This is a genomic window from Collimonas sp. OK607 (assembly GCF_900111995.1).
Lineage (GTDB): Bacteria > Pseudomonadota > Gammaproteobacteria > Burkholderiales > Burkholderiaceae_D > Collimonas.
In genome coordinates, this window is the sequence record NZ_FOKF01000038.1 from 23,831 (window position 1) to 45,010 (window position 21,180).

Consider the following 21,180-nt stretch of genomic DNA (forward strand, 5'->3'; position numbering starts at 1 on the left):
CTGCTCCTATTTGGCCGGACGCAACCAGTGCATCGCGGTTTCGATTTGCTGTAGGTATGCCGCCTCCTGGCGCAATTCCTCGCGCGCCTGGGTGGCGTCGCATTCGACAAACTGTATGGTGCGATTGAAGCGCAACTGCGCCAGTTTGGCCAAATCGGCGCCGATCACGACGCCAATTTTTGGATAGCCGCCGGTGGTTTGGGCATCCGCCATCAGGACGATAGGCTGGCCGGCAGGCGGCACCTGGATTACGCCCGGCAGTACGCCATGGGACAGCAGGTCGTTACCCTTCTTGATCTTCAGTTCCGGTCCGCTCAGCCGAAAACCCATGCGATTGCTTTGCGGCGTCAAGGTCCAGCTGCTGTTCCAGAAAGTTTTTTGTGCGGCCACTGTGAACATGTCATATTCCGGGCCGGGTATGACGCGGATCGCCAGTGCTTCGGTATCGTCGGCCTGGTACCAGGCGGGTGGGCGTACGCCGAAAGACGCCGCAGCATGCAACGGCGCGGCAGGGTCGGTCAGTTCTCCGGCAGACAGGGCATCGCCTTCAGTCAAGGCACGGCCGCCATGGCCGCCAAAGCCGGCCTGCAGATCCGTGGCGCGCGAACCTAGCTGGGTTGCGGAATTGATGCCGCCGGCGACTGCGAGGTAAGCGCGCATCCCGTGGCGGGCTGCTTCCAGCTTCAGAATTTGTCCGGCGTGTACGCGCACGCTCCACCACGACGGCAATGGGCGGCCATCCAGCGTTGCCGCGAAATCGGCGCCGCCCAAGGCGATGCGGCAGTCGAACGCGAATTCAAGTTGGCACGGGCCAAGCGTGAATTCGATGGCGGCAGCGTCGCGCGGATTGCCTACCAGCAGATTGGCGGTGGCGAGCGCGGTGCGGTCCAGCGCTCCGGATTGACAGATGCCGAGATGGCGCAAGCCGCTGCGGCCCATGTCCTGGACCGAATTGATGCGTCCGGCGCGAAGGATCTTGATCATGCAATCACCTCGCTGGCGACGAAACGTACGCGGTCACCCGGTTGCAGTATGGTAGGAGGATTGGCAGCAGGATCGAACAGCTGCAGCGCACTATGGCCGATCAGTTGCCAGCCGCCGGGCGAGGCCGCCGGATAAATCCCGGTCTGGCTACCGCCAATGCCGACCGATCCGGCCGGCACCACCAGCCGCGGTTCGCTGCGGCGCGGTGTGGCCAATCTCGGATCGAGCCCGCCGAGGTAAGGAAAACCCGGCTGGAAGCCGATGAAATAGACGATATATTCCGCTGCCGTATGGCGTTTGACGATCTCTGCCGGCGACAAGCCGGTGTGCCGCGCGACTTCTTCCAGGTCAGGGCCGCTGGCGCCGCCATAGACCACTGGAATGTCGATTTTTCGTCCGGTCTTCTGGCTGATCGAGGCGGCATCCCATGCATTCTGGAGTTTCTCCGCCAGTTGCCCGGCGTCGGCCGCTAGCGGATCGAACAGGATAGTCAGGTTATTCATGCCCGGGACGACGTCGCGCACGTGCGGCCAATGCGAGGCTTTGGCAGCGATGGCCCACAAGCGCTGTTGGCATTCCAGGGTAGCGCTGGCCCCTGCATTCAATATCAGGGCGCTTTCACCAAGGGCTTGTATGACGGCTTGAGTCATGACTGCGGGCTTCCTTCGGCAGAATAGTCGGCAGTTGCGGTGCAGAGCGGAATGCCGCAGGGCGGCGTATGACTCTGTCCTCGACTGCTTGGACAATACGTTGAATTGCAAAGAAATGGCGAAACAAGTTAGCAGTCGGGTTAGCAACCATTGCAGCGTGCCGAATTAGTCTACCCCCAACAAGCTTACTCTTTATTACCAAGAGCTTAATTAAGGGGCAATATCGTTCATCAAAAATAAAATGTCAATAATTTGTGTGTAAATAGTTTATGTTGTTGCAGAAACGCAGGCATAAATTCGCTCTGGTTTTTAGTGAAACTAGTTGTATGATTAATTTTTCTTGGCGTTTTGTAGGAAATGTATGAACGTTGCTGCCCCTAAAATCCTGTCTTCGGCCCATCTGGCTTCGGAAAGCAGTGTCGAACTATCTGAGCTGGAATACGCATTGATCATTGCCGGCAATGCGTTTAATCGCTGGATGGCGCGTTGCATGTCGGCTGCCGGCGTCAAGGATATGACGCCGGTCGAGGTTTCTTTGTTGCATCATGTTTGTCACCGTGAACGCAAAAAGAGCCTGGCGGACATTTGCTTCGTGCTGAATATCGAAGATACGCATATTGCCAGTTACGCATTGAAGAAACTGGTGAAAGCCGGCTATATAAAAAGCGAAAAAGTAGGCAAGGAGGCGCATTTTTCCGCTACTGAGAGCGGTTACGCGCTGTGCCTCAAATATCGCGAGATGCGCGAAGAGTGTTTGATTACGGTGCTGTCTGATACCGGTTTGTCGAACCAGGCGTTGGGCGATGCGGCCAAACTGTTACGAACCGCCTCCGGCTTGTATGACACGGCTTCGCGTGCTGCCACGTCGAGATAGATTTGATTTCTACAGGCATAAAAAAAGGCGCCTGATGCGCCTTTTTGATTCGTAGGGTGGGCAGGTTTTACTGCCCACGCTGTGCCGATCCGAACTCCGCGTGGGCACAAGTGCGTGCCCACCCTACCAGAACCTTTATGCCGCTGCCAGTGCCTTGTCGAGCAGGGCGTGCAACTCTTCAAACTTGGGTGCGCCAACGTAGCGCTTGATGATATTGCCTTGCTTGTCGATGACAAAGGTGGTCGGTGTCAGCTTGACGTCGCCGAAGGAATTGGCCAGCTTGCTTTGCGTATCCAGCGTCACCTGGAACGGCAAGCTGCGGGTTTGCACAAAATTCAACACGTAGTTTGGCGGGTCGTAGTTCATTGCCACGGCGACGTAGTCGAGACCCTTGTCCTTGTACATGTTGTAGGTTTGTACCATTTGCGGCATCTCGGCGACACAGGTGGTGCAGCTGGTGGCCCAGAAGTTCACCATCACCACTTTGCCGCGCAAGCTCTTCAGCGAAACCTGTTCACCCTTGAGGTTGGTAAACGAGACATCGGGCGCGGCATGCGTGTTTGACATCGACATATAGCCGGCCACGGCTAACGCTACCACCGCTACGGCCGCCGCGGCCTTGATCCAAAGCCGTTTACCGGCGGTACTTTCAACTTGAGCTTGCATGACAGCATCCAATACGGGAAACCCCGAGAATGCTCATTATAACGATCTGCTCGCGGGCTTGCCGAAAGCGGCAAAATTATTATTAATTAATTATCGAATTGCCACGGATAGGCGTGATAAGTGGCAGCGACCGCCGGCGGAATCGGGGCTTCGATGCCGGCGCAAATTGCGCGCAGGATGTCGGCGCTGGCAATCGGCAATTCAGCGCCGTTATCGGCGACGGCAAGCAAAGCTTTGATCAATTGCGGTTTGGCCAGCGGCGCCAGTTGATTGGCGTGGTCCAGGGCTAGCCTCACTTGCGGGAAGCTGAGGCTGGCGCCGTCGCAATAGCCCTGGGCTGCGAGCTTGAGTTCCGGGCAAAGCTGCGCACCGCGCAGGAAAGCAGCCATGCGCGCAGCGACAGCGTCGCCACGACTCGTCGATATCGCCACATGCGCCACCAGCGAAAGCAACACGGCGACCTCGCTGCTCAGTTCGGACAGGCGATTGTATTTGATCGGCACCAGACGTCCGGCGCGCGCTGCCAGGCGGCGCGTCAATATGGTCTGCACCACAAATTCGGCTAGTGTGATGCGGCTGTCGGCGGCGATCAGCTGGTCTGCCAGCGCCAGCATCTTGTCGCGTTCAGGTTGCGCCAGTTGACGCAATGCCGGTGTCGCCAGATCGACCAAAGGCAGCCTGGCGCTCAGCGGCAACTGGCTGATCGACTCAGCCAAAAAAATGGCCAAGGCAGCTTGTTGCGGAGCTTCTTTTTTGAGCAAGGAGAGTTGCACATCGCGCTCCGCGGAGCGCTCCGCGCCGTCACCCAACAATAGCGCATAGACCACTGCACAAGCCGCGACAGGGTCGTGCACCGCGTTTTCGAGCTGCGGCGACAGCGGCGATCTGCCGCTGCTATTGCCGAATTCAAGCGACGGCGTCGATAATCCGCCGGCTATCGGTGAGGACGCCGGCGCAGCCGTGGCGCCCGCGAAACCGGCAGTGACGAATGGCAGATCCGGCATGCGTTCAACGTTCGAGCCATACGGTACCGCCAATTCAGGTGCATCGAGCGGCGTCATGTTACGGCCGTAGATACGCTTCAAGCGCTCTGCCAGCGGCGGGTGCGTGGCAAACCAGCCATCCAGTAAATTGGCGCGGACGCTGCCGAGGAACAGGTGCGAGAGTTGTTCCGCCTTAGGATGATTGATTTGCGAGCCGATTTTTTTGCCGTCGGTGAGGCCGCCGATTTTGCGCAAGGCGCCGCCAATGCCTTCAGGATTGCGGGTGAACTGGACGGCGCTGGCGTCGGCCAGGAATTCACGCTGGCGCGACACCGCGGATTTGATCAGGCGGCCAAAGAAGATGCCGATGTAGCCAACCGCGAACAGCACCAGGCCGGCCACGAACAGCACCAGTTGCCAAGGTGGCCCCTTGTCATCGCGGCCACCCCAGTAGCGGCCGGCATTCATCAGTTGCTGGCCGAAGCCGGCAATCATCTGGATACCGAACAAGACGCCGATCAGATGGATATTCAAGCGCATGTCGCCGTTCAGGATATGGCTGAACTCGTGGCCGACCACGCCCTGCAATTCGTCGCGCGTGAGCCGGTTCAGGGTGCCGCGCGTGACGGCCACTACGGCTTCATTCTGGTTGTAGCCGGCGGCAAAGGCATTGATCGCATCCTCACGTTCCAGCAGGTAGACCTTGGGACACGCAATACCGGAAGCCAGCGCCATTTCTTCCACCACGTTCAACAGCCGCCGCTCTTGCAAATCGCCACTGGATGGCGAAACTATGCGGCCGCCGGCCATCAGCGCGACGGCATCGCCGCCATCGCGCAGGTTGAAGGTCTGGATCAGGGTGCCGCCGCCAATCAGCAGCAGCGTGATCAAGGTATTGATCTCGAAAAAACCTTTGGGATACTGGCGCAGGAAGCCGTGATGGCTGCCGAACTTGAAGGTCCATACCAGCGCCATCGCCAGATTGACGGCGACCACGATCGCGATCACCGCCAACACGAACAGGAGCACCAGTTTCCTGGTTTCCTGCCGCGCCTGATGCTGCTGTTCAAAGAAAGTCATGCGTGCCGGTTCAGTTCAAGACGGATTGGGAGCTGAATCCGAACTTGATCAAAACGTGACCTTGACTGCCTTGCGCTCTTCCGGCGCTTCGGTCGCCTGCAGTAATTCTGCCGGCTTGAAAGCAAACATGTTGGCGAATATCGAACCCGGGAATTGCTCGATAGCGGTGTTGTATTCCATCACGCTGTCGTTATAGGCCTGGCGTGAGAAGCCGATTTTATTTTCCGTGCCGGTCAACTCTTCGGTGAGTTGCATCATGTTTTGATTAGCCTTCAGATCGGGGTAGGCTTCCGACAAGGCAAACAGTTTTCCGAGGCTGGCGCTGAGAGCGCCTTCGCTGGCCGCCATTTGCTGCACAGCCGCGGCATCGGTAGCGTTGCCGCCGACCTTGGCATTGGCGCTGACGGCCTGGTTGCGCGCCGAGATCACCGCTTCCAGCGTTTCGCGCTCATGCTTCATGTAACCCTTGGCGGTTTCCACCAGGTTCGGAATCAGGTCGTAGCGGCGTTTCAGTTGCACGTCGATCTGGGCGAATGCGTTCTTGAAGCGATTGCGGAAACTCACCAGGCGGTTATAAATACCGACCACCCAAAATACGATGCCAAGCACAATTGCCAGAAAAATGATGAAACCGATCATTGTTTTCCCCAAAAAAAAGCCGCCGGACAATTTGTCCAGCGGCAACGTTATATGACAAGTGGCAGAAAAGCAAGCCGGCTCATTCCGGCGTTTCAAGACAAAATCGGCTTACTTGCTTTCTTCTCTCGGTGCCGACGACATTTTCGTCAATTCGTCTTCGGTGATGTATTCAAATACCTTGACCACTTTCTGTACACCGCTGACACCCGCAGCGATTTCACCGGCACGTTTGCCTTCCCGTTCGGTGACGCGTCCCATCAGGTAGACATTGCCGCGTTCGGTCACCACCTTGATCGAGTTGCCGAACACATCCTTGGCATCCACCAGCGAGGCGATGATTTTACTGGTGATGAACGTATCATTGGAGCGTGCGGAGAAAGTCGACGGCGCACCGATTGCCAGTTCATTGACCACGGAATGCACGTTTTCGATGGATTGCGCTTCGCGTTCCGCCGCTGCCTTGGCCGCATCGTCACGTACTTCCCCGGTCAGCAACACCTTACGGTTGTAGCTGGTGATGTTGACATGGCCATCCTGACCGACGACGCCTGGAATCCGCGTCTCGGCTTTGACGATGATGGACTTGTCTTCGGTCTGCGCGCCCAGCGTGCGGCGATCCGTCGCGGCAAAGCCGCCGGCGACAGCAGCGCCGCCCAGCGCTACCGCTACGCAACCTTGCAAGCCAATTACCACCGTGCCGCACAATGCTATTGCAGCCAACGGACGTTGCCAGTTGCTCCAACCTGCCTGCCACCGGTTTTGCCGATCAATCATTCGCATCTCCTCCAAATAAAGCGACATCGATGCCGTCGCATAAGCAGTGAATCGTTAGCAGATGGACTTCCTGGATGCGCGCGGTACGGTCATGCGGCACACAGATATGCACATCTGCTTCAGTCAGTTTCTTGCCGATGGCGCCGCCGCCTTTGCCGGTCATGGCAACGACGCGCATGTCACGCTCCAGCGCGACATCGATGGCGGCCAGCACGTTGGCTGAATTGCCCGACGTCGAGAACGCCAACAGTACATCGCCGGCTTGCCCAAACGCTTGTACCTGTTTGGAAAAGATTTCGTTGTAACTGTAGTCGTTGCCGATCGCCGTGATAATCGAGGTATCGGTAGTCAGCGCCAATGCGGGCAACGGCAGGCGCTCACGTTCAAAGCGTCCCACCAGTTCAGCAGCAAAATGCTGGCAGTCGGCGGCAGAACCGCCGTTGCCGCAAGCAAGAATCTTGTTGCCATTGGACAGCGCAGAGAACATAAGTTCAACTGCGCTGGCAATCGGCCCTGCCAGAACCTCTGCTGCGCGGGCCTTGAGTTCGGCGCTTTCGTTGAAGTGCGCCAGGATGCGTTGATTTATCATGATGTCGGTATGGAGTGTGAAATGCTGCACTTCAGCCTATTGAGCGATATAGGTTTGATTGGCAGAATTGTTTTCTGATTGATAAGTGTGTCGGAATTCTTGCTGTGACTCTTGCTGTGACTCGTACTGTGACCATGGTGACCGGATTATAGCGGCGTTGCCGCCGCGGCCGGTAGATCAATCAAACCTCGAAAGCTTGCCTGATCCATTCGACGGCATCGTCTTCGATGGCAATCACGTCGAAACGACAGGCCGGCAGATCGGCATAACGCTGCAGGAAGACCTGGGCGGCAATGATGAGTTTGGCTTGTTTGCCGCGTGTTACGCTAGCCGCGGCGCCGCCGTAGCGTTGGCTGCTGCGCTGCCTGACTTCGACAAAAACCAGCAGGTTCGACGCCGGTTCGGCCAGGATCAAATCGATTTCGCCGCCTTTGCACCGAAAATTCCTTTCGATCAGCTTCAAGCCGCGTTGCTGTAAATAAGCCAGCGCGCGGTCTTCCGCAATCTGGCCGCTGACCTGGCGCGGCGATTGCACTTTCGGGAATTTGATCACGGCGCCGGGCGGAATCAGGGAGCGCCAAGCGGCATGACTATGCCATTTTGGTAAGCCGCGGCCGGCTCTATGCGTTCAAAGCTCGGCGTGCCTGCACCGAAACTGATATTCAGCTGGCCGGTCACGCCGTCGATCTGGAATACGGTATTGCGCGCGGCGATTTCGTGGGCGATGCGAAAAGCATCGATGCCCAGCGCATACAGGCGCTCCAGATCGGCATTAGGGCGGTGGTCGGCGGCCACCGGCTGGTGCGGATATGCCATGACGGCCGGGTGATCGGGTTCTACCTGCCAGGGAATATCCAGCAGCCGCACGCCGTTCAGTTCAGGGATTTGATGTTCCGGATTATTATCGTTCGAGATCAGCGGATTCATTTGGGAAATGCCGAAAATCGGCGTGTCCTCGCCAATCGCGCTGCGTATCTGCTTGGTCTGGTCGGCGTTCAGCGCGGCAAACAGCAAACGCGGCTTTTCACTTTGTATGCGTTGCTGCAATTGTGTCAGTGCGCCGGCGTTGAAGGTGCCGTCTTCCAGGCTTAACGTCATCAGGTTGGCGTGCAGTCCACTGCCTTGCACTTGCTGTATGAAGGCGTTGGCGACGCGCTTTTGCCAGGCTGCATTGGTGCTCAGGACAAATACCGTGCCAGGCGAGTAGTCGGAGCCGACCCAACTGCCGACTTGCCGCGCCTCGGCTTCAATCGACAAGCCGATGGGCAGCAACTGCGCCGGCAGGGCCATTTCCTTGCTGGCGGCAAAATCCGGCTGGGTCAGGGCAATCGTCGGTTTTTCCACCTTTCCGCTCTGGATGATGGCGGTCAGGCCGGTGCGCGACAGCGGGCCGACCAGGATATCGTACTTCTTGCTGGCAGTGAGATAGGCGGCCAGCATGTCGCCAGGCGTATCGGCGGCTTCGATCACGGTGACGGCGAGGCCGCTCTTGTCGCGTTCGTAAGCGTTTAAAAAGCCCCCGCGCACGGCGTCGGCAGCGGCCCCCAGCGGGCCGGAACGCAAGGGCAGCAACAGGGCGATGCTAGCCAGCGGGATGGTATCGGCGCCGCCATCCAGGCTGGCCGCTCCGGCTGTGGTTGTGTTTGCCAGCGCAGGCGGGCACAATCCGTTCAACAGGATACCCGCCGCTAGCGTTAGCTTGGCCCATTTATATAACATTCATAACTCCCAATGACTCATCAATCTGCCAGCAACCTCATCAACCCAGCGATTTTGGATGAGGTGGCGCAGCAAGCGTATCCCGCTTCCACATTATATGTGTTGGCCACACCGATCGGGAATGTCTGCGATATCAGCTTGCGGGCCTTGCACGTATTGTCTCTGGTCGATGCGGTGGCTTGCGAGGACACCCGGAATACCGCCCATTTGCTGAATCGCTATGGTTTATCCAAGCCTCTGGTGGCGGCGCACGAGCATAACGAACGGGAAGTAGCCGACAAGATCGTCGCGCGTCTGCAGGCTGGCGAACGCATCGCGCTGGTGTCCGATGCGGGTACGCCGGCAGTGTCGGACCCCGGGGCGCGGATTGTCGACGCCGTGCTGCGCGCCGGTCTGCGCGCCTTGCCGTTGCCCGGGCCATCGGCCGCGGTTACCGCGCTGTCGGTCAGCGGGCTGGTGAACGATCAGTTTCAGTTCGTCGGATTCCTGCCGAGCAAAGCCAGGCAGCGCGAGATCGTGCTGGCCGGCCTGGCCGGCGCCACTGCGACATTGGTGTTGTATGAGGCGCCGCATCGGATCGTGGAAACCGTTGATGCCTTGTTGCAGGCCTTCGGGGCCAGTCGCCAAATCGTGCTGGCGCGCGAGTTGACCAAACTGTTCGAGAGCGTGCATCGTTGCCCGTTGGGCGAAGCGCCAGCCTGGTTGGCGGCCGACGGCAATCGGCAGAAGGGCGAGTTCGTGTTGCTGATCGAAGCCGCGCCGGTAGCGCTCGACGACAGCGCTGAAGGAGAGCGGGTGTTGCAGATATTGTTGGCGGAGTTGTCGATTAAGCAAGCTTCGGCCCTGGCGGCGCAAATTACCGGGCAAAAGAAAAATGCCCTGTATGAACGAGCGTTGGCACTAAAAGACACTGAGAGACACTGATGGACGCTGAGAAGGATCTGGAGAGACACTGAAGGCACCGGACTGGGTAGATATGATAATCTTTTGTCATTGGTAAGTATCGTCCTGACCGCCTGAACTTATTCATGAATAGGCACAAATTGCAGCGCGCAGCGATGTATTTTAGCAACGGCAATAACATTCCCAATTAGTTCCGGCCTGGGGTTCAATAGTAAAATCCGCCTCCTTGTGCAATGCGGCAAAAGATTCAGGCAGTTATCAAATTGAAGTAAGTGGGCCATGTATGCCAGACTTGCCCTTACCAATAAGAGAGAGAACATGAGTAATACGCAAACCAGCAACAGCCCCGGATTCAAGTCATCCCGTCTACACATCATTACGCTGGCTGCGTTGGGCATCGTGTTCGGCGATATCGGCACCAGCCCGCTGTATGCGTTGAAGGAATGTTTTAGCGCGGAGCACGGTATCCCGTTTACACCGGCAGCGGTGCTGGGGATTATCTCGATGCTGTTCTGGGCGATCACGATCGTGGTTTCGCTGAAATACGTATTGTTCGTGATGCGTGCCGACAATAACGGCGAAGGCGGGGTACTGGCGTTGATGGCTTTGTCGCTACGTACCGCCAAAGCCGGTTCGAGCCGCGCCAAGCTGTTGATGATGCTGGGTGTATTCGGAGCTTGCATGTTTTACGGCGACGTCGTGATTACTCCGGCCATTTCGGTGCTGTCGGCGGTTGAGGGGCTGGAAATCGCCACGCCGGGACTGTCGCGCTACGTGTTGCCGTTATCACTGGTGATCCTGATTGCCTTGTTCCTGATCCAGAAACACGGCACCACGGTGGTGGGGAAATTATTCGGTCCGGTGATGTTCGTCTGGTTCTTGTCGCTGGGCGTACTAGGTGTCTACAACGTCATCAAAGCTCCGGAGATCCTGGTAGCGATTAATCCTTATTATGCTTTCGCATTCATGCAACAGCATGCTCTGCAGGCTTTCGTCGTGTTGGGTTCGGTAGTGCTGGTGCTGACCGGCGCCGAGGCGCTGTACGCTGACATGGGACATTTTGGCATCCGGCCTATCCGCTTTGCCTGGTTGTTTACTGTCATGCCTTGCCTGATGTTGAATTATTTCGGCCAGGGCGCAAACTTGCTGACCAATCCGAGTGCGATCCAGAATCCGTTTTACCTGATGGTGCCGGACGCCTTGCTGCTGCCGATGGTGCTGCTGGCGACCGCCGCCACCGTGATCGCATCGCAAGCGGTGATTTCGGGTGCGTTCTCGTTGACCAGCCAGGCCATCTTGCTGGGCTTCGTGCCGCGCATGCGGATTCTGCATACTTCCGAAGATGAACGTGGCCAGATCTATGTGCCGGTAATCAATTGGATGTTGCTGATACTGGTGGTGGCAGTGGTGCTGGCCTTTAAGAAATCCGACAACCTGGCTGCTGCATACGGCGTCGCCGTTACCACCACCATGCTGATTACGACCGTGCTGGCAGCGGTGGTCATGCGTACCGTATGGAAGTGGAATCCCTTCCTGGTGGCGTTGGTCATCAGCGCCTTCTTCGTTGTCGACTTCGCCTTCTTCGCCGCCAATCTGCTGAAGATTGTCGACGGCGGCTGGTTCCCGCTGCTGCTCGGCGGCTTTGCATTCTTCCTGTTGATGACCTGGTACGCCGGCCGCATGCTGTTGCGTGAGCGCAGCAAGGACGAAGGCATTCCGCTGGAACCTTTCGTCGAAGGTTTGCTGGCCCATCCGCCGCATCGGGTGGAAGGCACCGCGGTGTTCATGACCGGCAATGTGGCGACCGTGCCGGTAGCGTTGCTGCATAACCTGAAGCACAACCGCATTTTGCACAAGCGCGTGTTCTTCTTGAAAATCAGTATCTGGGACGTGCCTTTCGTCGAAGACAGCAAGCGGTTGACCTTGAAGGAATTGGGCAACGACGTGTATATCCTGCGTGCAGCGTTCGGCTTCAAGGAAGCGCCGGACGTGCAGGCCGTGATGGCGTTGACCACCAGCCAGTTCGGCCTTGAATTCGACGTAATGGATACGTCCTTCTTCCTGGCACGCGATACTGTGATACCGAGCAAGATCCCCGGTATGCGGTTATGGCGTGAAAAGCTCTTTGCCTGGATGTATCAGAATGCAGCCAAGCCTTCTGACTTTTTCCATATCCCGGTGAATCGGGTGGTTGAACTGGGTACCAAGGTCGAAATTTAAGTTATCCGGAATATTCCCGCAGACCGTTCCGGTTTGCGGGATTTCTGGAATTCATGGCTGGCCGAGGTTAACCTGGCAGCGCCACAAATGATGGCCGGAAGCCAGGTATTTACTCTCAAACGGAGTGATCGGCAGTGTTGGCTGATACGCTTCGCAGCCAATCTCCTTGCCACTTAGCTGGCCCAAGGCGCTGGCGCATTCCTCAACATAGATCTGCCAGTTACTGCGGCATTCCAGAATTCCCCCGAGGGCGACGATATCAGGAAACACCGGATGGCCATGCCAGCGGCGGCTCAGCTGGCCAATTTTCGGCCACGGGTTCGGGTACAGCAGATAGTGCCGTGCCGGGAAAATCCGGGCAGCCAGCAGTAGCCGCCAGTAATCCACCAGATCGGCACGAATCCGCAGGAAATTTTCCGGCAGCGGCGTCGCGCCCGGCCATAGGGTATTGCGGCCAACCCGGTCTGCAGACTGATCGACTCCAATCACGAAATGATCAGGATACTGCGCTGCCAGATGCATGGTCGACAAGCCAACGCCGCAACCCGCATCCAAAATCAAAGGCGGGCTGCCGGCGGTGCGCCAGGCGGCAATGCTGTCGTCAAACGCGCGCTGGTTATAAGCGCTGACCGGTTTTTGAAAAGTGTGCGCCGCGTGTTTGGCGACGGTCGCTGCAAGCTGGTCATGAACGCCGCTTTGGGCACTGTGAATCGGGCTGGAATTGGCGTACATGGGGGAAGACGTGGGAAATGCGCCGCAAGCGAAGCTACGGCAACAATGCTTAAGCCGTCCCAGTCTTCCTGACGGCTGTCGACGGCGTCGGCAACAGCAGGTTGACTGAAACGAAGTGGATCGGAAAGGAAGTTACTGCAATGTTACCGGCTGACTCATCATCGAGTCATAATTGCCTAAAAAGGCATCGATATCTTCGATGCTCGGCTCGGTCGCAATCAAATCTTCGACCCCTTTACGGAAAAATTCAGCCAAAGCACCAGCAATGAAAATCTCGCGCTTGAATGATTTATCGACGATTTCGTAGCCGCCGAAACGTAAAGCTTCGCGTTGTTCATCGGCACCAAATTCGACGACGCTGTATTGGTCACTGTTATAAATCAGGTTCATATGCGCTCCCGGTAGTTAAGACAGAAGGTAATGATCGAGTAAGCAGTTTTCAAGCCAGCAAATGAAAATATTATTTTTTAACTCCTTTTCCGAGAGACATGTTTCAAATGAGACATATTTATCTTGTGAAGAATTTAAATATTTCTTTCATTTATATACTACGCCAGCGTTGATATTTGTCACGAACTAAATGTTGATGAAGGTTAAAGGTTTTTCCTGCCAGTCCTTCAGAGCCCATCTATTCCGTAGGCACTGCCTGCTCGAATCGTTGTTACCAATTCTTGCTAATAATGTTGCAGATCCGCTACTCGGACCATTCAAACATGATGTGTTGATGCGATCCCGGTTTGATTGTCACATCATGGGCCTTGGTTTGGCCGTTTTTGATTGCATCGATGTGATAACGCCCGGCTGGCAGTTGCGCCAGAAGGAAAGGGCCCTTTGATACGGTGTCCAGGACGCTGTTCTGCTTGGCGTCGATCACTTTCACTTGTACATCAGAAGTAAATTCATCCTTGGGCGCGGCCTTGATGACAAATTCAAGGGTCAGGGAATAGTCTTTTGCTGCTTGCTGTATGGCAGTTGATTCGTCTTGCCCGATACCGCCGGAAACATAGGTGGCGACACCGCTGGTGGTTGGCTGCAGCCGACTTTGCGTAGCATCGGCAGCAAATGCCAGGTTTGCCGACATCAATATTGATAGGGCAAAAAGAGTGCGCTTGTTCATGATGCCTCCTCCAAAATTGCATCTCCCACAATGGGAGAAGAGCTGAATGGGGAAAAATACGACATTGCACAATGCAAGTTGGCGCGACTGTGAAGAAATTTGGGGCGCCTACGGAATCCATCTTAGCGGCCACAAATTAAAATAAGCTTAAACCGGTTGGGCTAAACGGTATGACGGATTTACTTCTGGCCGAGTTAGCTGTAGTAGTAAGGTTTGGCGGGCACGCTGTCCTCGTCAGCCTTTTTCAATTCGCCCAGGTCGACGTCACGATCCCAGAATATGTGCCAGCCCCGGTTTTGTTCGTCGATTACTTCTGGATGTTCCTCGAGAAACTTGTCCAGGAACTGAGTGATTTCCGAGACGTAGCCATCATGACCGGCTCTATAGCCTTTCTGTTTGGCAAACATATGACCTCCAGTCCTGTTAATTTTTGGACTGCCAAAGGCGCCGCGAGTTTCAATGTGTTTTTAATGGGCAAGATCATGGATTCTGCAGCGCCCGTCGATATTGAATTGCTTCCGCCACATGTACCGCGCCGATAGTATCGGCCGCGCCCAGATCGGCAATCGTGCGCGCCACTTTCAGCACTCGATGATAGGCGCGCGCGGACCAGTGCAGATGCGCCATAGCGCCGCTCAACAGCTTTTCGCCAGCACTGTCAGGTTTGCAGTACTGGTCGATTTCATTGGCGGACAAGCCGTTGTTTTCCTTGCCTTGACGAGCCAGCTGTACCGCGTGGACTTGCGCCACCCTGGCCGCTATGGTGGCTGACGATTCGCCGTCGGCGTGCTTGAGCAATTGATCGTGAGGGACTGCCGCCACCTGGATCTGCATGTCGATACGATCCAGCAGCGGGCCGGAGATTTTGTTTTGATAGCGCAAGATAATCGGGTGTGCAGCGACATTGCTTGGTGGCATGTCCAAGGTAGCCGCAAGGGCAGGGGTTCATCGCTGCGATTAACTGGAATTGGGCTGGAAAATCAGCCTGACGCGCCGCCCGCGAAATCGTGATGTGGCCGGATTCCAGTGGTTCACGCAATGCTTCCAGCACGCGCCGGTCAAATTCCGGAAGTTCGTCCAGGAACAAGACGCCTCGGTGCGCCAGCGAAATCTCGCCGGGGCGCGGCGGGCTGCCGCCACCAACCAGCGCTACGCCAGATGCAGTGTGATGCGGTGACCGATACGACCTGACCTTCCAGCGCGCACTGGAGAAGCCGCTGGTGAGCGACTGCACCGCCGCCGATTTGAGTGCCTCGCGGTCGCTCATGGGCGGCAGGATTCCCGGAAAACGTGCCGCCAGCATGGATTTCCCGGTGCCTGGAGGACCCACCAGCAACACACTATGCGAGCCGGCAGCAGCCACTTCCAGTGCGCGTTTGGCCTGCACTTGTCCCTTGACGTCGTTGAAATCGCGGTAGGGAGGCGGCTGCCGTAATGGTTCCGCAGTGTGGCGCACCAGCCTGGTTTCTTGTTGCCTGGATGAAAAGTGGGCACACACTTGCAATAAGCTGTCTGCGGGAAAAATGCAGGCCTCGCTGACCAATGCAGCTTCGTCGGCATTGCCACGCGGCAGGATGAAAGCATGGCGCTCATCGCAATTTGCGGTCATGGCGAAAGTCATCGCCAGTGCGCCACGTATCGGCCTTAATTCGCCCGACAGAGACAACTCGCCGGCAAATTCGTATTGATCGAGTTCGTTGGCTGGCATTTGTCCAGATGCCGCCAGGATGCCAAGCGCGATCGGCAAATCGAAGCGGCCCGACTCTTTCGGCAAATCGGCCGGCGCCAGATTGACCGTGGACGCGAGGGAAATTCAAAACGGGCATTTTGCAGCGCTGCGCGGACCCGGTCTTTGGATTCCTTGACCTCGGTTTCGGGCAGGCCGACGATAGTAAATGATGGGAGGCCGTTGGCCAGGTGGACTTCAACTGTGACGGCGGGCGCTTGCATACCTGCCAGCGCCCGGCTTTTGAGGACTGCCAGCGTCACCGGCGCGGCATCATGGGCGCTTCAGTTGTGCTTCAAGCTCGGTCACGCGGGCTTCCAGTGCTTCGAGTTTTTCACGTGTGTTGGCCAATACCTGCGCTTGCACGTCAAATTCTTCGCGTGTGACCAGATCCAGCTTGGAGAAACCCTGGCCCAGCATTGCCTTGACGTTTTTTTCGATATCTTTGGCAGGTGAATTTTCGATAGCCTGATTGATTTTGGCTTGGATGTCGTCAAAAAAGTTGGGTTTGTTCATGGTCGGTCGCCCTTTTGCAGTAAATAAAAAAAATGATAACCGATACAAGCAAATCCGGCATTGAAATCGCGATTCGGCGCGGTAAATTAAGCCATTACTGCTTTGCCGGAATTTCCCGCATGCCGAAGACAATTCAACGCGTTCTTAATCGAGTTGTTTGCGGTATTGCACGAAGCCTGAACGCACCGCGATGCGATCGTACAGTTGCATGGCGGTCTCGTTGGTCTCATGCGTCAGCCAGTGCACGCGGGTGCTGCCGGCGGCTTTGGCTTCTTTGTACACGTGTTCGATCAGTTGCCGGCCGGCGCCGGTGCCGCGCTGTTGCGGCGAGACGTACAAGTCTTGCAGGTAGCAGGAGTTTTCCACCGTCCAGCAAGAGCGGTGGAAAATCCAGTGGACCAGGCCGACCGCCTCGCCATCTACCAGCGCCAGTGCGCCGAATATCGGTTCCTTGGGATCCAGCAAGCGCTGCCAGGTTACCAGGCGTGTGGCCTGCGGAATGTCAACTTCATAAAAGTCCTGATAGCCCTGCCATTGCTGTTGCCAAACGGCAAAACCCTGCTCGCTGAGCGGTTTGATATGCGTTTGCGGGTGTGATGTTGATTCTGAAACCAAGATAGCCTCCTGTGAGAGTACGGCGACGATAGGCGGGGGAGAGACGAAAGCAGCGTATATCGTCGCGATCGTAGCGCTATAAGCTGGTATCGCCAAAGATCCAGTATTGATTAAATTTATAGGTCCACTGTGACGCTCGTGCCGCCACTTTCGATAAATCCGGGTCTTGCCGGCATTGCACTCGACTGAGGCAAAGGCCTTGCCTGGAGCTGGTTTGTAGTTGACTACAGGCTGTCATGTAGTTTCTCCTGGCATTTTTTGCACCAAACTAGAGCCGATTTAAATGCTCGCTTTATTGTGGTGCATTCGTTTGCCCGAATTTTCCGTGGGGGAACGTGTTTTCATTATCGACTCGCCAACAATCGGTAAAAAGCACCGGGAAAATGCGCCGGAAAGAGGCTGCTACGGGTGAAAAAGGGCAACCAGACCAGTTGGCATGGGTTCTGCTATGGAAAGTCTGAAGAGTAGTGATTTAGCGGTTTTTCATTTCAACATACCAACAGGGACAACCATGAAAAAGCTGATTTTAGCCGTAGCAATAGCCTCATGTTTTACAGCAAGCCTGGTCTATGCAGAAGATGCCAAGCCCGAAGAAGCCAAGCCGGATAACGAAATCAGTTACAACATCGGCGCCGTTAACGACTATCGCTTCCGCGGTATCTCGCAAACGCGTTTCGACCCCGCAGTGCAAGGTGGCGCGGACTACACCAATAATCCGACCGGCCTGTATGCAGGAACCTGGTTGTCCAACATTAAGTGGATCAAGGATGCGGTCGACAGCGCCAATACCGGCACTGGCGGCAAAGGCCCGGTGGAGTGGGATATCTATGGCGGCAAACGCGGCGATCTGCCTGGCGGTTTCACGTATGACGTGGGCGGTCTGTACTACTACTACCCAACTAATAACTACAGCCAGATCGGTAGAAACGCCAATACCTTCGAGCTGTACGGCCAGATCGGCTACGGCCCGGCCTATTTCAAATATTCGCATGCGATGACGAACCTGTTCGGCACCGTTAACAGCAAGAACAGCGCTTACTACGATGCCGGCGCTAATATCGATGTCGGTGCAGGCGTCACGCTGGGGCTGCATCTCGGCCATCAAACAGTGGAGAACACCAGTTTTGCCAGTTACACCGACTGGAAAATCGGTGCCACCAAGACCTTTGATCAACTCGCAGGTATCACGTTGGGGCTGGCCTATGTCGGCACCGACGCCAAGGATGGTGCGTACGTTAGCCCGAGCGGCAAGAACCTGGGCCGCAACGGCGTAGTGTTTTCTGTAGCGAAGACCTTCTAATCGACACAAAACAGTAGTATCCACGGCGGCGAGCTAGGGCAATCCAGGCAATCTATGCGAGCCGCCACTCAAAATAAATGAGGCCGACATGAAACTGATTACAGCGATCATCAAACCATTTAAGCTCGACGAAGTGCGTGAAGCACTTTCGGCGATTGGCGTACAAGGCATAACCGTGACCGAGGTCAAGGGTTTCGGCCGTCAAAAAGGCCATACTGAGCTGTACCGCGGCGCCGAGTATGTGGTCGACTTTTTGCCGAAAACGAAAATCGAAGCGGCGGTGGATGACAGCATTCTGGAACAGGCCGTAGAGGCGATTGAAACGGCAGCCCGTACCGGCAAGATCGGCGACGGCAAGATCTTTGTGTTTGATCTACAGGAAGTTATTCGTATTCGTACCGGTGAAACCGGCAAAGATGCAATCTAAGGGGATAAAAAAAATGAACAGAATGCTTACTACGATTTTAGCGGCTTGTGCGCTGATCGCGGCAACTTCGATGTTGCCGGCGTCAGCCGCCGACGAGGCGTCTGCCAGCGCCAGCGTAGCAACGTCGGCCAGTGCAGATGCTTCAGCTGCTGCACCGGCTCCGGCCGCACCAGCGGTTGCTGCACCAACTGCAGCTGCAGCTCCTGCAGCGGCCGCCGCTGCCGCCAGCGCTCCAGCCGCAGCAGCACCTGCTGCACTGGTGCCAAACAAAGGCGACACAGCCTGGTTGCTGGTGTGTACCGCGTTTGTGATCTTGATGACTTTGCCTGGCCTGGGTTTGTTCTACGGCGGCCTGGTGCGCAGCAAAAACATGCTGTCGGTGCTGATGCAGTGTTTCACTGTGTTCTCGCTGATCATCGTGCTGTGGATACTCTACGGTTACAGCATTGCGTTCACGGAGGGTAATGCTTTCTTCGGTGGTTTCAGCCGACTGTTCTTACATGGCATGACACCGGATTCGGTTGCGGCCACTTTCAGCAAGGGTGTGGTTGTGCCTGAGTTTGCTTATGTCGTGTTCCAAGGCGCATTTGCTGCGATTACCTGTGCTCTGATCATCGGTGCATTCGCCGAGCGCGCCAAGTTCTCCGCGATCCTGGTATTCACCGTGCTGTGGTTCACTTTCGCCTACCTGCCGATGGCGCACATGGTCTGGTTCTGGCCTGGTCCGGATGGCTTTACCGATGCTGCCGCTGCTGAAAAAGTGACGGCTGCAAGCGGCTGGCTGTTCCAAAAGGGCGCGCTGGATTTCGCCGGCGGCACCGTGGTGCATATCAACGCTGCTATCGCTGGCCTGGTTGGTTCGTATGTCATCGGCAAGCGTGTCGGCTACGGCAAGGAAGCATTCAAGCCGCATAGCCTGACCCTGACCATGGTCGGCGCATCGCTGCTGTGGTTCGGCTGGTTCGGTTTCAACGCCGGTTCCGCCCTGGAAGCCAACGGCAGCGCCGCACTCGCATTCATCAATACATTGTTAGCGACTGCTGCTGCTGTACTGAGCTGGAGCGCCGGTGAATGGATCGGTAAAGGTAAGCCTTCCATGCTGGGTGGTGCTTCCGGCGCTGTCGCCGGCCTGGTGGCGATTACACCTGCCGCCGGTTTTGTCGGCCCGATGGGCGCCTTGATCATGGGCTTGCTGGCTGGCTTCGTCTGCCTGTGGGGTGTTACCGGTCTGAAGAAATTGCTAGGTGCGGACGATGCGCTGGACGTATTCGGCGTGCATGGCGTCGGCGGTATCATGGGTGCGTTGCTGACTGGCGTGTTCGCTGCGCCTAGCCTCGGCGGCACCGGCATCTACGACTACGTCGCCAATGCCGTGGCTCCTGACTACTCGATCCCTGGCCAACTGTGGATTCAGTTCGAAGGCGTGATGACCACCCTGATCTGGTCCGGTGTGGTTTCGCTGATCGCATTCAAGCTGGTCGACATCGTCATGGGCTTGCGTGTCACGGAAGAAGAAGAGCGCGAAGGCCTGGACATCTCCAGCCATGGCGAATCTGCTTATCACGATTAAGTTTTACCGAAAGGCGCCGGATAGCTGCAGCAAGGCTATCCGGTGCGATGTTCCACGTAATCCCGGGTCGTTATCGATGGCCCGGGATTTTCGTTTTCTGCCATATCCGTTTCAGGAGATTTCAGTTTGGACCCGACCATTACTCCGCAACGCCTGACCGCATGCACGGTCGAAGACGTCAGGGCGGATCAGTTCGATCAGGTAGTAGGCCCGCTGGCCGAGATTCTGATGGCTTGCGTAGAGCAGGGCGCCAGTGTCGGTTTTTTGGATAAGCCGGATGCGGAAGATGCATTTTCTTTCTGGTACGGCGTCAGCGGCTCGCTGGTGAGCGGCGGCCGTCGCCTGCTGGTGGCGCGCTTCGCCGGTCAGATCGTCGGCACCGTGCAACTGGTGCTGGCGGCGCCGGCCAATGGCCGTCATCGCGCCGAAATTTCAAAACTGCTGGTACACCCCGACGTCCGACGCAAAGGCGTCGCGCGGATACTGATGCAACGGGCTGAGGCTATCGCGCGCGCCGACGGCCGCTCTTTGCTGGTTCTGGATACGCGTACCGGCGATGCCGCAGAATCCTTGTACGGCTCGCTCGGCTTCGAATTGGCCGGCATCATTCCCGCCTATGCCCGTTCGACGGCCGGTAAGTTGGCCGATACCAGTTTCATGTACAAGCGGATTTGAATATTGCTGGATATAGGTGATTCTTGCCGCTTCTTGCGTTGGATTGGATATCAATATGGCATTATTAAAAAGGCGCGTAATAGCTAATGCCGTTCAGTTAAGACTGGACGGCATTTTTATTTTGGGCTTGTAAACGTTCGGGCCAGCTGTTAACCTGCGTGTCGATGCTCGATGACACTCTCCATTTCCTTGCAAACCACCTCGAAGCGCCTGACTGGCGTCGGCTAGGAGAGCATTTGCCTGTCGAATGGATTGAACAGGCCGTGCAGCGCACCGACGCAACGAGCATCCGCCATCGCCGCCTGCCTGCCGAGCAAGTGGTCTGGCTCATGGTGGCATTGGCGCTATATCGTCACAAGTCCATCAGTGAAGTACTCGATGATCTCGGCTTGGCGTTGCCGGACTCTCAGGTGCCTTTCGT

At 56.5% G+C, this 21,180-nt stretch carries 23 protein-coding genes and 1 pseudogene; 8 read left to right on the forward strand and 16 right to left on the reverse strand.

Annotated elements, in window-relative coordinates:
* Positions 1-6 precede the first annotated feature (6 nt).
* Both BM029_RS20610 and pxpB read right to left on the reverse strand, forming a co-directional pair.
* Positions 7-984 (reverse strand): 5-oxoprolinase subunit C family protein, encoded by a 978-nt coding sequence (locus BM029_RS20610; RefSeq protein ID WP_092439264.1) that lies wholly within the window; start codon positions 982-984, stop codon positions 7-9.
* Positions 981-1,634, reverse strand: a complete 654-nt coding sequence (gene pxpB / locus BM029_RS20615; protein WP_092439266.1) for a 5-oxoprolinase subunit PxpB — start codon at positions 1,632-1,634, stop codon at positions 981-983. Before pxpB ends, BM029_RS20610 begins: the two co-directional genes overlap by 4 nt.
* A gap of 361 nt (positions 1,635-1,995) precedes the next feature.
* Between pxpB and BM029_RS20620 the strand changes: the two genes are divergently transcribed.
* Complete coding sequence (locus BM029_RS20620) at positions 1,996-2,508, forward strand: winged helix DNA-binding protein (protein WP_092439268.1); 513 nt, start codon at positions 1,996-1,998, stop codon at positions 2,506-2,508.
* Positions 2,509-2,643: 135 nt separating this feature from the next.
* Here BM029_RS20620 and BM029_RS20625 read toward each other — a convergent pair whose 3' ends face one another.
* The 7 genes from BM029_RS20625 to BM029_RS20655 all read right to left on the reverse strand — a co-directional run bounded on the left by BM029_RS20625 (position 2,644) and on the right by BM029_RS20655 (position 8,958).
* Complete coding sequence (locus BM029_RS20625) at positions 2,644-3,174, reverse strand: TlpA disulfide reductase family protein (protein WP_092439295.1); 531 nt, start codon at positions 3,172-3,174, stop codon at positions 2,644-2,646.
* Between the two features lie 86 nt (positions 3,175-3,260).
* Entirely contained in the window at positions 3,261-5,237 is a 1,977-nt protein-coding gene (locus BM029_RS20630) for a M48 family metallopeptidase (protein WP_092439270.1), read from the reverse strand.
* Positions 5,238-5,285: 48 nt separating this feature from the next.
* Positions 5,286-5,876 (reverse strand): LemA family protein, encoded by a 591-nt coding sequence (locus tag BM029_RS20635; RefSeq protein WP_170851160.1) that lies wholly within the window; start codon positions 5,874-5,876, stop codon positions 5,286-5,288.
* Positions 5,877-5,984: 108 nt separating this feature from the next.
* Positions 5,985-6,650: a BON domain-containing protein gene (locus BM029_RS20640; protein WP_092439271.1), complete on the reverse strand. Its 666-nt coding sequence runs from the start codon at positions 6,648-6,650 to the stop codon at positions 5,985-5,987.
* Positions 6,643-7,239 (reverse strand): phosphoheptose isomerase, encoded by a 597-nt coding sequence (locus tag BM029_RS20645; RefSeq protein ID WP_092439297.1) that lies wholly within the window; start codon positions 7,237-7,239, stop codon positions 6,643-6,645. The genes BM029_RS20640 and BM029_RS20645 overlap by 8 nt, the downstream gene beginning before the upstream one ends.
* Positions 7,240-7,420: 181 nt before the next feature.
* On the reverse strand, positions 7,421-7,789 hold the full coding sequence (locus BM029_RS20650; RefSeq protein ID WP_092439299.1) for a YraN family protein: 369 nt from the start codon (positions 7,787-7,789) through the stop codon (positions 7,421-7,423).
* 17 nt (positions 7,790-7,806) lie between these two features.
* The gene (locus BM029_RS20655) at positions 7,807-8,958 is read right to left on the reverse strand and encodes a penicillin-binding protein activator (RefSeq protein WP_092439273.1); all 1,152 of its coding nucleotides are present in this window, start codon (positions 8,956-8,958) and stop codon (positions 7,807-7,809) included.
* Between the two features lie 12 nt (positions 8,959-8,970).
* Here BM029_RS20655 and rsmI point away from each other — a divergent pair, with 12 nt between their 5' ends.
* Positions 8,971-9,882, forward strand: a complete 912-nt coding sequence (gene rsmI, locus BM029_RS20660) for a 16S rRNA (cytidine(1402)-2'-O)-methyltransferase (protein ID WP_092439275.1) — start codon at positions 8,971-8,973, stop codon at positions 9,880-9,882.
* Positions 9,883-10,179: 297 nt separating this feature from the next.
* Entirely contained in the window at positions 10,180-12,081 is a 1,902-nt protein-coding gene (locus BM029_RS20665; RefSeq protein ID WP_092439277.1) for a potassium transporter Kup, read from the forward strand.
* A gap of 51 nt (positions 12,082-12,132) precedes the next feature.
* Here the strand turns inward: BM029_RS20665 and BM029_RS20670 are convergent, their stop codons facing one another.
* From BM029_RS20670 to BM029_RS20700, 7 genes and pseudogenes are all read right to left on the reverse strand, one after another.
* Positions 12,133-12,813, reverse strand: a complete 681-nt coding sequence (locus BM029_RS20670; protein WP_092439279.1) for a tRNA (guanine(46)-N(7))-methyltransferase TrmB — start codon at positions 12,811-12,813, stop codon at positions 12,133-12,135.
* Between the two features lie 132 nt (positions 12,814-12,945).
* Entirely contained in the window at positions 12,946-13,203 is a 258-nt protein-coding gene (locus BM029_RS20675) for a BTH_I0359 family protein (RefSeq protein WP_014008142.1), read from the reverse strand.
* Between the two features lie 304 nt (positions 13,204-13,507).
* A complete protein-coding gene (locus BM029_RS20680; protein ID WP_092439281.1) occupies positions 13,508-13,930 on the reverse strand; it encodes a hypothetical protein in 423 nt (140 codons plus the stop codon).
* 194 nt (positions 13,931-14,124) lie between these two features.
* A complete protein-coding gene (locus BM029_RS20685; RefSeq protein ID WP_092439283.1) occupies positions 14,125-14,337 on the reverse strand; it encodes a DUF3460 family protein in 213 nt (70 codons plus the stop codon).
* 73 nt (positions 14,338-14,410) lie between these two features.
* Positions 14,411-15,919 (reverse strand): annotated as a pseudogene (locus tag BM029_RS20690) (YifB family Mg chelatase-like AAA ATPase).
* A gap of 10 nt (positions 15,920-15,929) precedes the next feature.
* The gene (locus tag BM029_RS20695) at positions 15,930-16,172 is read right to left on the reverse strand and encodes an accessory factor UbiK family protein (protein WP_092413962.1); all 243 of its coding nucleotides are present in this window, start codon (positions 16,170-16,172) and stop codon (positions 15,930-15,932) included.
* 144 nt (positions 16,173-16,316) lie between these two features.
* The gene (locus BM029_RS20700; protein WP_371329149.1) at positions 16,317-16,787 is read right to left on the reverse strand and encodes a GNAT family N-acetyltransferase; all 471 of its coding nucleotides are present in this window, start codon (positions 16,785-16,787) and stop codon (positions 16,317-16,319) included.
* A gap of 511 nt (positions 16,788-17,298) precedes the next feature.
* On the opposite strand from BM029_RS20700, the gene BM029_RS20705 reads away from it, so the two are divergent.
* The 5 genes from BM029_RS20705 to BM029_RS20725 form a co-directional block, all read left to right on the forward strand.
* Entirely contained in the window at positions 17,299-18,087 is a 789-nt protein-coding gene (locus BM029_RS20705) for a TorF family putative porin (protein WP_092439285.1), read from the forward strand.
* Between the two features lie 88 nt (positions 18,088-18,175).
* Positions 18,176-18,514: a P-II family nitrogen regulator gene (locus BM029_RS20710; protein ID WP_038493850.1), complete on the forward strand. Its 339-nt coding sequence runs from the start codon at positions 18,176-18,178 to the stop codon at positions 18,512-18,514.
* A gap of 13 nt (positions 18,515-18,527) precedes the next feature.
* Positions 18,528-20,084, forward strand: coding sequence for an ammonium transporter (locus BM029_RS20715; protein ID WP_092439287.1), 1,557 nt, complete (start codon positions 18,528-18,530; stop codon positions 20,082-20,084).
* 126 nt (positions 20,085-20,210) lie between these two features.
* Positions 20,211-20,759: a GNAT family N-acetyltransferase gene (locus tag BM029_RS20720; protein ID WP_244545151.1), complete on the forward strand. Its 549-nt coding sequence runs from the start codon at positions 20,211-20,213 to the stop codon at positions 20,757-20,759.
* Positions 20,760-20,923: 164 nt separating this feature from the next.
* Positions 20,924-21,180, forward strand: a 257-nt coding sequence (locus BM029_RS20725) for a transposase domain-containing protein (protein WP_170851161.1), incomplete at its 3' end; no start/stop codon positions are given.